Raw genomic sequence first — 13,224 nt, forward strand, 5'->3', positions numbered from 1 at the left:
AAAACGTTATTGGTTAGGTTGAAAAAGCATCAATTCATTTGGTGCTTTTTTTGTGCGCTAAAGTGTTGTAAATTTGCAAATTCAAAAAGAATACAAATTAACCCGAAATTATTTTATGTCTGAAACAAATCAAGCTGTTCAAGAAAAGAAAACCGATAAAGAATTATACGATTATCAACAAGGGGCCATAAGCCAGATTTTTGAAAAATTTGATTCCGAACGCGACGATTATCACTTATTGTATCAATTACCAACAGGTGGTGGTAAAACAGTAATATTCTCAGAAATGGTGCGTCAATATCTTAAAAACCACAATAAAAAGGTTTTAATAATGACGCATAGAGTGGAGCTATGTAACCAAACCTCAAAAATGTTAGATGGTTTTGGTGTTACCAATAAAGTGGTTAATAGTAAAGCGAATTTAGATGATCAGGCCGAATATTCGTGCTTTGTTGCGATGGTTGAAACTTTGAATAACAGATTGAATGATGATAAACTTGATATTTCTGATGTTGGTCTGGTAATTATAGATGAAGCGCATTACAATTCATTTACTAAACTTTTTAAGTTTTTTGAAAAATCCTTTATTCTAGGCGTAACAGCAACCCCATTAAGTTCTAACAAAGAGTTACCTATGAAGGATAACTACGATGAGCTTATTACCGGTGAAACCATTGAAAATCTTATTGAAAATGAGTTTTTAGCACGGGCAGAAACTTATGCTTACGATATGGGTTTAACCTCTTTAGAAGTTGGTTCTAACGGTGATTATACGGTTAAATCTTCTGAAGATTTATACTCTAGTCCGGCAATGCTTCAAAAGCTAATTGATGCTTATAAAAGACATTCGTTAGGAAAGAAAACCTTGATTTTTAATAACGGAATTAACACATCGATAAGTGTATATTATGCTTTTAGAGAAGCAGATTTACCAATTATGCACTTGGACAATACCGCAACCAAAAAGCAACGTAAGCAGATTTTACAATGGTTTCATGAAACACCAAACGCAATTTTAACTTCGGTAAGTATATTAACCACTGGATTTGATGAACCTACAATCGATACCATTATCTTAAACAGAGCAACAAAATCCTTGACTTTATATTACCAAATGATAGGTCGTGGCTCTCGAATTCTGAATAATAAATCGAAATTTACTACTATCGATTTAGGAAATAACTTATATAGATTCGGACCATGGGGAGCTGATTTAGATTGGCAATTAATTTTTAAATCGCCAAATTGGTATGCTGATCGTATTAAGGACGATGAAGCCATCGAATCTAACTTTAAGCATGATTTGGCAGATGAAATTAAGGACGAATTTTCAAAATCTGAAGACACCTATTTCGATATAAAGCAAACGTATAAAGATGCTGTAGATGCCGGTGAATCTTCAAAAGTCGTCTTAGAACGGTCTATAGAACAACATGGCAAAATATGTATAGAAAACAGTGAGGATGTATATGATGCTCTGGCTTTAGCAAAATTGCTGAAAGACGATATTGATAATAGAATTGCTGTTTATGCCAAATGTATTAGTAGAAGTACACATAATTTCTTAAAATGGTTAAAGGATGATTACAAGAAGAAATTAAATTCTTATATCAGAACAAATTTTGATGAAAAATTCGAAGAAATTCACGGGTTTCCACCAGAAGATTAAGTCATTAATAATTAATATAATTAAATAGATTTTGTCTTATTATTTAGCGTAGTTTCGCGCCACAAAATAAAGCTCTTAAAATGAAACGTATTAATCAATATAAAAAGTTATTTTCTATTGAAGAATCTATAGATTTAAAAACGCTAAAGAAAACGTATAGAAATCTAGTAAAAGAATGGCATCCAGATAAGTTTCAAGATGGCGATGTTGGGCAGGAAGAAGCTGAATTAAAAAGTGTCGAGATAATCGATGGCTACCATTTTCTTGTCAGTATTGCACCAGAAACAAAAGCGGCGAATTTGGAGGAGTATACAGCCACAATTACTAATTCCACGATTTTAGACTTTCAGCATAAGGGTCAACTTTTAGAGATTACCTTTTTAGACGGTGCCACTTATGAATATTTTGGGGTCCCTAAAGGCGTATTTATTAAGTTCTTAAATTCAGATAAACAAATGCGTTTTGCAAGACGAAGTATTTTTAATTCATATTTATACAGAAAATCTAAGAAAGAATTACAAGAAGCATAGAGTAGAGGTTGGATTTTATAAAATTATCTTATAATCGCTATAACTCTGATTTCCTTATTATCAATAAGAATTATCAAAATATGAGTAGTGAACCAAAAAAGCAATTTACGGATATCTCAACAGAAGAGATAGAAAACTGTATTTCTATATTAGAACGTTTAGTTGCTGATACTGATCAAATATTTGAAATTCCAAAACCACAACGAACCGCTTTAATTAAAGCCTCTGGGCAATTATCTCGTCCAAGTCGAGAAGAATTTTCTCGACGTAAGAAGGACGCCAAAAAAGCAGCTAAGAGAAAGCAAGCGGCCAGAGACAAAAACGCTCGTAAAGAAACAGGCATACGAAGCGCTAGAGAGGCACATATTTTTGTAGCACCGAAATTATTACCTGAAGCTGAGCTTAAAGCTAAAGAACAATTAGAATTAGAATCTCCACGCAACTGTTACGTCTGTAAAACTCTATTTACTAAACTGCATCATTTTTACGACACCATGTGCGAAGACTGCGGTGATTTTAATTATGCTAAACGTTTTCAAACGGCAGATGTAAAAGGGCAAGTTGCCGTAATCACTGGATCTCGATTAAAAATTGGCTATCATATAACATTGATGTTATTACGTGGAGGAGCAACCGTTATTGCTACAACACGTTTTCCTGTTGATTCTGCATTACGATTTTCTAAAGAAGAAGACTTTACAGAATGGGGACACCGCTTAAAAATTCATGGTCTAGATTTAAGACATATACCGAGTGTAGAGATTTTCTGTAACTTTATTGAACAGCGTTACGATAAACTTGATATTCTCATCAATAATGCTGCACAAACGGTAAGACGACCATCTGGCTTTTACAGCCATTTAATGCCAAACGAGGAGCGACCAACTGAAGAGTTACCTAAATTTGCGCGCGATCTATTAAATGATCATACTGAGTGTTTAGTAGAATTAAAAGAACTGACCTCCGGTGCATCCTCGACTAAAAATATGCCTGTTACTTGGCATGGTCCCGAACCAGGTATTGGTTTAAGGGCTTCAGCTAAATTATCTCAAATACCATATAGTTTTGATAATACATTGGTGTCTCAAGAGGTTTTTCCTGAAGGTAAACTAGATGCAGATTTGCAACAGGTAGATTTACGAAAAACCAATAGTTGGAGGTTAAAACTAGGTGAGATTGAAACGACTGAAATGATTGAAGTGCAACTCGTAAATTCTGTGGCACCATTTGTTTTATGTAATCGTTTATCTGAGGTAATGAAAAAAGACCAAACAGGTCAAAAACATATTATTAATGTGTCGGCAATGGAAGGTAAATTCCATTCGTTTTTTAAGGAAGATCGTCATCCACATACCAATATGGCCAAGGCTGCTCTTAATATGTTAACACATACTGCTGCCGGAAGTTTGGCTAAAGAAGGTATATATATGAACGCCGTCGATACTGGTTGGGTTACCGATGAAGATCCTGCAGAACTAGCAAGGCGTAAACAAGAACTACATGATTTTCAACCTCCATTGGATATCGTAGATGGAGCAGCACGAGTGATGGACCCTCTATTTGACGGTATTAATACTGGTAAACATTGGTCTGGTAAATTCTTGAAAGATTATCGTCCTATTAGTTGGTAACGGTATAATCTTCAATAAACAGTTCATTTTTTTTAGTTGTACTTTGTAATACACAATTTACTATTTATGTAATAGATTGTTAATGTCATTGTGTTTTCTTGGTATTGGTCTTATCTTAATGCCATTATGATTAAAAGTTTAAAACATAAAAAATCGAGACTCCTGTTTAGCGTCGTTATTCTAAGTTTATTATTATGGCAATGTAAATCTCGCAATATCTCTAAAGACGAATCCTATAATAGCGATATAAAGGTGCTCGAAAGTTTAAAACAAAACGAATCCTACTACATAGATGTAGAAGTAGCCTATCCGTTTCTAACTACAGCGACGCAGCAAGTGGCAAATGCAATAATGACAAGATCGGGTAATAGTGCTAGTAGAATTGATGTACGTGGGGATGGTCATTACATAAGTATAAAGACTGATTCAGTAAAAAGTGATTTATCTTTTTTTGGTGAAAGCCGTCTGAATAGTGGCCATTATGGAAATTCAACTGGAGGCATCAAATTCGATGGTCCTCCTAGCAATTATGAAAAGTCAATTCATAAACAGAAGAGAAAGCTTGTTATTAGATTTGAAATCGGCGCTGAAGCCAACGAAAATTATAATGTCATTCTCGAAATATTTCCTAATAATAACATTACGGCTAACATCACTTCTAATTTCCGAACAGTTATGAAATATTCAGGGACACTTAAATCTCAATAATATTGTGCTATAAATCTTCTTATAATCATTCAGATTTTATTAAAACTATTTATATAATGGATAAGTCGTTTAAAATAGATATAGGGTATTTTTAAAGAAGACATTTAAAAGTAATATTGATTCATAGTGAACACCTGTATGATGGAAGTTAAAAATATAATTACCATAACCTGCTATTATATAGTGGTATAATAATCTCTATTGCATCTATTAATTCAATGTTAAAATTTATAAATTTGCGTTAAGTTTTCTTAATTTCTTTGAATAAATTAAGCTAAACTCTTATATTTTATATTGAATCAAATGAGTCAATATTATGAAAACTACACTATTTATAATTACATTTCTATTTACTTTTCATCTTTCAGCCCAAGATCCAATTTTACAGAATAGAGATAAAGCTTTAGAAGCGGTTGCTACTAAAATTACAACAACTTATGATGACCAATTAGGTTTGGATGGTAAACAATTTACCTTATTCGAAAAGAAAGTGGAAGAATATCTAATTCGTGAAGAAAAGATACATGAAGAATTTAATGGTGAAGACAAATTGTCCAAACTTTATAAGTTAAGAAAAGCGGAAACTATGGAAATGCGTAATATTTTAACCCAACCGCAGTTCGATTTATATAAACGCATTAAATCACAATTACAACCGTTAGCAGTTATAGATTCTGATGGTAACGATTATAAAGAGAATTAATAATCTATGATTTCTTAATTAATAAGGCATTCTAAATTCGTTTAGAATGTCTTACTATTTTTATTTAATAATAAATTGACGTTATAAGTTTAAAATAAAGCATATAAATTACCTTTGCACAATATTATATCACTATGTCAACATTTTCAGAATTAGGAATTCACAAATCATATATTAGAGGGTTAAAAGAATTAAATATAATTAATCCTACGGAAATACAAGAAGCTGTAATTCCTGTATTATTAAATTCTAAAACCGATTTAATCGGCTTAGCTCAAACAGGTACAGGAAAAACTGCTGCGTTTGGATTACCAGTTTTACACGCTATTGATCAAAACTCTTCTGAGGTTCAAGCATTAATCATTGCACCAACACGTGAGTTAGTTCAGCAAATACAAAAGCAATTATTTCGTTTTACGAAGTATATTGATGGGAAAATTTTCGCGGAAGGTGTTTACGGTGGTGAAAAAATTGATAAGCAAATTAAAAACCTAACCAGAACAACACATATTGTTGTTGCCACACCGGGACGTTTGCTCGATTTGGTAGAACGTGGTGATGTTGATATCTCTAATGTTAATACTTTAGTATTAGATGAAGCTGATGAAATGTTGAGTATGGGTTTTAAAGAAGATTTAAATAAAATCCTGAAATTTAACACCTCCAAAAGAAACACATGGCTGTTTTCTGCCACAATGCCTGATGAGATTAAAAGCATCATTAAAAATTACATGTCTCCAAGTGCGGTTAGAATAGAGGTTAACAAAAATGCATTGGTGAACGAAAATATTTCGCATCATTTTATTCAAACATCGATAAAAGATAAGTTGAATATGATTATTCGTATTTTGGATAAACGCCAAGATGAAAGAGGTATCATTTTTTGCAGAACAAAAGCAGGTACAAAATCTTTAGCCGATCAATTACAAAATGAAGGCTTTGCTGTTGGTGCTCTAGAGGGCGACATGCAACAAAAAGAACGAGATAAAGTTATGCGTGCTTTTAAAAACGAGAGCTTACAGGTATTAATTTCTACGGATGTCTCAGCAAGAGGTATCGATGTTAATAACCTCGCATTTGTACTGCATCACCAATTACCAGAACACTTAGATTATTACACACACAGAAGTGGAAGGACAGCAAGAGCGGGTAAAGTAGGGCAATCGATTGCTCTAATTATTTCTGGGGAAATGCAAAAAGTATTAGAAATTCAGAAAGCTTTGGGAATTGTATTTAGAGAGATTACGTTGTAAAATCTCCTAATTCAAATCTTTAATTATTTCTTTCACTTAGACTGTAAAACGCATTAGTACAAGTAATATATGGTCAACTATTTTGTTTTAAGAATCATTTAAATAATTTAGCTCTATCTTGTTTGTCTAATTAACAATAATACACAAATGAAAACTTTCTCAATAGAAGATATAAATGCCATAATTAATGGTAGCGTTGTAGGCCAAACCACTAATAAGATTACAGGTTTAGAGCAGATTACTAAAGCTAATAAAAATCAAGCCACATTTATAGGAAATCGAAAATTTGCAACACTTTGGAAAAATTCAAAGGCCAGTTTAGCAATTGTGAATGATAAAATAGCGCTTGAACCTGGTGAAAATCGTGTGTTGATCAAAGTGAAAAATGCAGATTTAGCAATGGCTAAGTTATTAGAATCTTTCACACCTGTCACTCCTTATTTCGAAACTGAAATTCATCCTGCAGCAACCATTGATAAATCGGCTAAAATTGGTAATGGTAGTAGAGTAGGAGCTGGGTCATTTATTGGTAGAAATGTGATTTTGGGTAATAATGTTACAATATATCCTAATGTAACAATATTAGATGAAACTACGATTGGGGACCATACAACCATATGGTCGGGAACTATTATCAGAGAACGTTCCGTTATTGGTAGCCACTGTATTTTTCATAGCAATGTAAGTATTGGGGCTGATGGTTTTGGTTATCGTCCTAATGATGATGGTAGAGGTTTGGTGAAAATTCCACATATCGGAAACGTAGTGATTGGTAATGCCGTTGAGATCGGTGCAAACTCTTGTGTGGATCGAGGTAAATTCAGTTCAACGATTTTAGGAGATGGCTGTAAGATTGATAATCTAGTACAAATAGCTCATAATTGTGTTCTTGGCCGCTCTTGTATTATGGCAGGTAGTTCAGGACTTGCAGGTTCCGTAACTTTAGGAGATGGAGTTGTTATTGGCGGCTCAGCATCGATTAAAGATCACGTCACTATTCATTCTGGTGCAACCGTTGGTGCGGGATCAGGAGTTATGAACGATGTTCCAGCTGGAAAAACCGTTTTAGGCTATCCTGCTGTAGACTCTAGAGAAATGTTAAAACAATGGGTTGCTCTTAGAAAGCTGGCTAGATAGTGTTATAAATAAATTTAAAGTATGAGGTTATTACAGAAATAATTGAATTATAGTTGTGCATTAACCTCATAACTTGTAAATAAAATTATGCAGATTTCTGTTCTACATTTTGTTTTAAATGTAAGAGACCAGCAACCATTCCGTCCAATTCATTTTCTAAGAAAGTAGCGTTTCTCTTACTAAAACCTTTTATAACGTTGGTATAGAGTTCTACGCCACAATGTTTAATGCAGACACTATAAGTGTCATTTTCTGCATCTAATTTCACTGAAGTTCTGTAATCGCTTGACACTAATAACCAGTAACATAAACTATTAATCTGGTTAAACAAAGAGAATTTTGTTTCCATAATATTTAGATTTAATAGATAGAGGGAGATCTGATATCGAAGTTATAGATTATTGTAATTGATGGCAAACTTGCTTGTTATAGTTACAAATTTTATCGTTTACCTGTTCTTAATTACGTTAAAATCCGACAAATGACCACATTAACAATAAGATATTGTTTTGTGTTTATGGCCTTCTTTTGGTGTTATTTAGCAATATTATTTTAATTAATATTCATACTAGCAAGTTTTGTATCTTAATAAGCGGTTTAATTTTTGAGTAACTTTGACTTTCAATATTATAATTGGTAATTAACCCTGAAAAACAAATTAGATAAAATGAACAAATACAAAATATTAGGGCTAAGCCTTTTATTTGATGCAATAGGCCTCGTTTCATTTATTATTCCGGGAATCGGTGAATTCTCAGATATTGTTTGGGCACCACTTTCAGGATGGTTAATGACAAAATTATATCGAGGTAGGCAAGGAAAAATTGCAGGAGTAATTTCTCTCGTTGAAGAAGCATTACCTGGTTTTGATGTAATACCAACATTTACCTTGATGTGGTTCTATACTTATATTTTAAGAAAAGAAAGGGAGACTAAGATCAAAAGTTGAAGAAATAATGATTGTCATAATAAATATAGCCGAAATATACTTTTAGATATCTCGGCTGTACTCAAAAAAAATGACTTATTTATTACATGGAATATGTAACTCCTACATTTACATTCCGTCCCATATTTAATATACCATCCGACTTTAATCGCGATAAATGGTGTATATATTCTGTATCAAAAAGATTAGTTGCTGAAACTGAAATATCTAAATCGTTTTTAAATATCGTTAATGTACCACCAGCTCCTACGCTAAATAGATTATAATTATCTGAAACAGTTTCATACGTATTCACATTGTTTTGTGCAAAGGTTGATCGCAATTTCACAAATGCATTAATATTTTTTATACTTGTAGTGTTAAACTCAGCACGCAGTGTATTGGTCAACGAATTTGCAGGAATTAATGGCAAATAATTGTCATTATCCAGTTTACCTGTTACAGTTTCAAAACTACTCTCTAAATGCAACCAATGAATAGGGTGTGGGTGTAAATGCAACCCCAGTTCTCCACCATATAAACTTGCATTTTGCTGTTCGTATAAAAAGACAGGATCTTCATTAATCAATTCACCATTTGGATTTAAGAAAATATAATCATTTATTTTATTATAAAAAGCATTCGCGAAGAATTCAATATGCTCATTCTTATATTCTAAAGCTAAATCAATTTGAAAATTTTGTTCGTTTGTGAGATTTTCATTTCCTATTTCATAGCGGTTTGTGCCTTCATGTGATCCGTCTGACGCTAATTCGGCAAGGTTGGGTGCTCTGAAACCGGTGGCTAAATTTAATCTTGCAGTTATATTTTGAAAGATGTCAGTTTTAAACCCTAATGCACCATTAAAGGAGTTGAAAGTTTTGTCAAAATTATCTTCAATATTAATTGACCGAAAATCATATCGCGCTCCTATTTGAACATCAATAGTTTCAAAATGTATATGAGACGTTGCTAAAACACCAAAATCATTTGTCGTTGCATCAGGAATTAAAATTTCTTCTCCATAATTAGAATTTATCTGATTCATGCCTTGGACACCAACAATGGTTTCAAATCTCCCTACAGCGGGAAGATTGTATTTAATGTCATAATTAAACGTTTTTAACTTCATATTTAATGCTGCCTCTAAACGCTCTTGTTCATCATGATTTTCTTCCTGTTCCTCATGTTCCTCATGTTCATCGTGCTCGTCATGGTCATCGTGTTCGTCGTGTTCGTCGTGATAGTCGTGATCGTCGTGGTCATCGTGATCTTTATGCTCATGATGGTGATGATGATCTTCAAATTCTTTTCGATTATTATAGATATAACCTAAACTCACCTCTAAGCTAGAGTCTTCAAAAAATAAAGTTGATTTTGAACTAAAAATATGATTATCAACACTTTGATAGGGTAACATTGGTGTTTTTGCAGTAGACTGAATGCCAATCTCTTCTGGTAAACCTAATTTTGAATTATTCAAATTATAGCGAAATTCGGTTTTAAAATTTGAGGCTTGATAACCTAATCCTGCTTTTAAATCTTGTTCTCTGTAACGTGTATTTGTAACGCGGTATTGATTGGTGTCGTAATCCGAATGTTCAGCTAAACTTCCTCGTATCAAAAATTTAAATCCATTACTGGAAGATTTATAGCCAACATTGGTTGAATAACCTTTTGTGTTGCTAAAATAATTGACAGAAGCGTCCCCAGAAGACGTATCCATATTAGCAAAACGCTCAGGATTTAGATATAATACACCTCCTAAAGCATCACTCCCATAAAGTAGGGAAGCTGGACCTTTTATAACTTCCACACTTTCTATACCAGCATCATTAATTCCTAATCCGTGTTCGTCTCCATATTGCTGATTTTCTAAACGCACACCTTGAGTATAAACCAAAACACGATTAGAGCTGAGCCCTCTAATTACAGGTTTTCCAATACTGTTACCTGTACTTACGCTTTCTACACCTGCAATGTTTGTAATGCCTTCTGCAAGAGTAAGTGCACCAGAAGCTTTTAGATCTTTTATCTTTTTTTGTTCAACTTTCATAACGTTTTCACTCTGCAATTTGTGAAAAGGTGTAGACACGATGACTTCTTCCATTTCCATGGCAGATTCTGATAATTCAATTGTTAAATAATCTTTAGTCGGTACTGAAATATTCTGAGATTGGGTACGAAAGCCAATATATGAAACCACGATTTTATAAGTGCCTTTTGGCAGTTCAATAGAAAATTCACCATTGTTGTTGGTCACAGTTCCTGTTTCTAATTCGGGTAGATATATGGTTGCATAAGGTATAGCAGTTTGAGTTGTTTGCTCTAAGACCTTACCTTTAATAGGGTTTTGAGCATAAATATTTGTGCATATTATTGCACATACTATGAATAGTAATCGATTCATAAATAAATGATTTAATAATTAATAAAAATGTGTAATGCGAATTATTAAATCATTTGAGGAGGCCCTCGAAGCGCTATTTGAAGTTTCTGAAAATCACTTACAAATTGGTACTGGGAATCGGTAATGTTGAAATTATCTTCAACAGATGTAAGTGTTTCCGTATTATGTTGAATATAAAGCTGTTTTGAAAGTTTGAACTTATAAAAATCACACTCTAAATCTGATTCATGAAAGTGAGTATCTGATGAACTATCATTTTGGCAAACAACATGAGTATGATGCGTAAATACATGACTAAATTTTACCGCCGAAGGTAGTAAAACAACAATTACGAGTATTATTGCGAGAAGTTTAAATAATGTTGTTATTACTGTTTTCAAATTCAATCTAAAAATCGTTTTAACCCAAACCGTCTGAGCATTTTCTTTTCAAATTCCCAGAAAAATTGGAATTGCCCAAAAAGCCATCCGAAGGTTACTAAAAGTATCTGATAGAAAATTAGCCCAATGATAATGTATAAAATCCAATAGAGCATGGGATTTAAGTTTTCTTTAGTAATTCCAATAAATTTAATTATAGGTTTGCCTATAATCAAAGACGAAGAACCGGTTACAGCAAAGACCATAAACACGCGGATCATTTCCCATTTATAATCTAAAATCCATTTTTTTTCTAATTTTTTAAATAAGAATAAGGTTAATTTCAAAAGAGGGAAAAAGAAGATTATCGCTAAAAGAATTTTAAAAATAAAATTATAATCCGATAGAATGGCATTTGCAATTTTATAAGCCGAATACCCTAAAATCACTAAACCAAAAAAGGGAAATAACAACTGCCAATTGTGTTGAATTTCCCAATGTTTTTTAAATTTTTCCATAGCACGATTTTCGTGCTGCAAAACTAAGAAATTATGATGTATTACAAATTAAATCCTGGGTCTAAAAGAAGAAAGTTGTTGTTTGTATTTAAGCTGGAAATAAATAAAATAATTATATAATTTATAATTAATATCATAACCATAATCGGTATGGACGTCATAGTCTATACGAAGTTCATAAAGATTGGGGTCGTAAGTCATGGGTTGCGAATTTCTTTGATTCCAACCTTGTACAAGTAAAGCATTTCTCGATTCTAAAAATTGTTGAGAATAATATCCTTCTGGTCGTGCTGTACCTGCTAGCCATGCATTAAACCCTGGTTCAATAATAATTATTTCGTAATCATTTTCATCACTACTAATAGAAACGGTATCATTATCCACCAGACCGCTAGAGTTACCATTATTTATGGTCTGGTTAGTGTTGTAAGATTTACAACTTGCTACAAGTATAAGTACAATTAAGAAAGAAAAAATATGCTTCATAGTAGATAAAGGTATTAAAATTTTGTTATTGGAAATCAGTTTTTTGGTCGATTTAACACCACAAAGTAATACGATTATAGATTAGATATTAAATCTAAATTTGTAAATCCGTAATTTCACTGAGTGAATAAACCCGTTTAGAAAGTTAATGATAAGTAACTCAAATAAAAAGCAGCTCTCATAGAACTGCTTTTTTATAATTTATAAAATAATAAAATTTACTTTCCGAATAAACCTCCTAAAGCTCCACCAATACCTCCTGAACTTTCATTTTTACCACCTAAAAACATTCCGGCTACATCGTCAATCACACTGCCGTCTCCATCAGCGTCTAATATTTTTTCTAAAAAACTTTGCTCAGTGGTTACAGGGCCAGATTTACTTGCTCCACCAAGTAAACTACCTAATAAATCCGTAATCCCACTTTGAGAATTCACGTTATTTTGCTTAGCTTGTTTACCTAAAATCCCCATTAAAATAGGAGCCGCAACTCTTAAAATATTACTAACAGAACTAGCATCTAATCCTGCTTTTTGCCCAATAACTTGCTCAACGCCATGTTTTTTACTGCCAAGTATATGGTCTAGAATGCCTTCGCCATCTTGTTTTACAGACTCGTTAACTCCACCGCCAAACAATCCACCGAGATTATCAAGTATGCTACCATTATGCTTATTGTTTATCGCTCCCATTAAACCTTGAGCACCTTCGGGTGTGGAGGCGTTACGCTCCATAGCTTTCATAAGTACAGGTAATGCCATGGTAAGTACGCTACTAGTTTTAGCTTTGTCTGTTCCGGTAGAACCAGCTACACCACTAATAATTGTACTTCCCATTTCACTGTTTAATAAATCTAAAATTCCTGCCATTTTTATATATAATTAAAGTTAGT

The 13,224-nt window shown here is 33.0% G+C and carries 14 protein-coding genes; 8 read left to right on the top strand and 6 right to left on the bottom strand.

Annotated features, from left to right (window positions below; translation table 11 throughout):
- Positions 1-115 precede the first annotated feature (115 nt).
- The 7 genes from QMA06_RS13310 to lpxD all read left to right on the top strand — a co-directional run bounded on the left by QMA06_RS13310 (position 116) and on the right by lpxD (position 7,631).
- Complete coding sequence (locus QMA06_RS13310) at positions 116-1,669, top strand: DEAD/DEAH box helicase (protein ID WP_290207366.1); 1,554 nt, start codon at positions 116-118, stop codon at positions 1,667-1,669.
- Between the two features lie 80 nt (positions 1,670-1,749).
- Positions 1,750-2,199, top strand: coding sequence for a KTSC domain-containing protein (locus QMA06_RS13315; protein ID WP_290207367.1), 450 nt, complete (start codon positions 1,750-1,752; stop codon positions 2,197-2,199).
- 80 nt (positions 2,200-2,279) lie between these two features.
- Positions 2,280-3,830, top strand: a complete 1,551-nt coding sequence (locus QMA06_RS13320) for an SDR family NAD(P)-dependent oxidoreductase (protein WP_290207368.1) — start codon at positions 2,280-2,282, stop codon at positions 3,828-3,830.
- A 126-nt stretch (positions 3,831-3,956) separates the two neighbouring features.
- Complete coding sequence (locus tag QMA06_RS13325; RefSeq protein WP_290207369.1) at positions 3,957-4,538, top strand: DUF4251 domain-containing protein; 582 nt, start codon at positions 3,957-3,959, stop codon at positions 4,536-4,538.
- A gap of 316 nt (positions 4,539-4,854) precedes the next feature.
- Entirely contained in the window at positions 4,855-5,241 is a 387-nt protein-coding gene (locus QMA06_RS13330) for a hypothetical protein (RefSeq protein ID WP_290207370.1), read from the top strand.
- 134 nt (positions 5,242-5,375) lie between these two features.
- A complete protein-coding gene (locus QMA06_RS13335) occupies positions 5,376-6,494 on the top strand; it encodes a DEAD/DEAH box helicase (RefSeq protein ID WP_290207371.1) in 1,119 nt (372 codons plus the stop codon).
- Between the two features lie 147 nt (positions 6,495-6,641).
- Positions 6,642-7,631, top strand: a complete 990-nt coding sequence (gene lpxD, locus QMA06_RS13340) for a UDP-3-O-(3-hydroxymyristoyl)glucosamine N-acyltransferase (protein WP_290207372.1) — start codon at positions 6,642-6,644, stop codon at positions 7,629-7,631.
- An 85-nt stretch (positions 7,632-7,716) separates the two neighbouring features.
- On the opposite strand, the gene QMA06_RS13345 is transcribed toward lpxD, so the two are convergent.
- Positions 7,717-7,980 carry a hypothetical protein gene (locus QMA06_RS13345; protein WP_290207373.1) on the bottom strand — a complete coding sequence of 88 codons (264 nt, stop codon included), beginning with the start codon at positions 7,978-7,980 and terminating at the stop codon, positions 7,717-7,719.
- A 318-nt stretch (positions 7,981-8,298) separates the two neighbouring features.
- Between QMA06_RS13345 and QMA06_RS13350 the strand changes: the two genes are divergently transcribed.
- A complete protein-coding gene (locus tag QMA06_RS13350) occupies positions 8,299-8,580 on the top strand; it encodes a hypothetical protein (protein WP_290207374.1) in 282 nt (93 codons plus the stop codon).
- A gap of 82 nt (positions 8,581-8,662) precedes the next feature.
- Here QMA06_RS13350 and QMA06_RS13355 read toward each other — a convergent pair whose 3' ends face one another.
- From QMA06_RS13355 to QMA06_RS13375, 5 genes are all read right to left on the bottom strand, one after another.
- The gene (locus QMA06_RS13355) at positions 8,663-10,969 is read right to left on the bottom strand and encodes a TonB-dependent receptor (protein ID WP_290207375.1); all 2,307 of its coding nucleotides are present in this window, start codon (positions 10,967-10,969) and stop codon (positions 8,663-8,665) included.
- Between the two features lie 44 nt (positions 10,970-11,013).
- On the bottom strand, positions 11,014-11,349 hold the full coding sequence (locus tag QMA06_RS13360; RefSeq protein ID WP_290207376.1) for a hypothetical protein: 336 nt from the start codon (positions 11,347-11,349) through the stop codon (positions 11,014-11,016).
- A 2-nt stretch (positions 11,350-11,351) separates the two neighbouring features.
- Entirely contained in the window at positions 11,352-11,846 is a 495-nt protein-coding gene (locus QMA06_RS13365) for a DUF6787 family protein (protein WP_290207377.1), read from the bottom strand.
- A 48-nt stretch (positions 11,847-11,894) separates the two neighbouring features.
- Positions 11,895-12,332: a DUF6146 family protein gene (locus QMA06_RS13370; protein ID WP_290207378.1), complete on the bottom strand. Its 438-nt coding sequence runs from the start codon at positions 12,330-12,332 to the stop codon at positions 11,895-11,897.
- Between the two features lie 218 nt (positions 12,333-12,550).
- A complete protein-coding gene (locus QMA06_RS13375; RefSeq protein ID WP_290207379.1) occupies positions 12,551-13,201 on the bottom strand; it encodes a DUF937 domain-containing protein in 651 nt (216 codons plus the stop codon).
- Positions 13,202-13,224: the final 23 nt, after the last annotated feature.

This window comes from Winogradskyella bathintestinalis, from assembly GCF_030407435.1.
Lineage (GTDB): Bacteria > Bacteroidota > Bacteroidia > Flavobacteriales > Flavobacteriaceae > Winogradskyella > Winogradskyella bathintestinalis.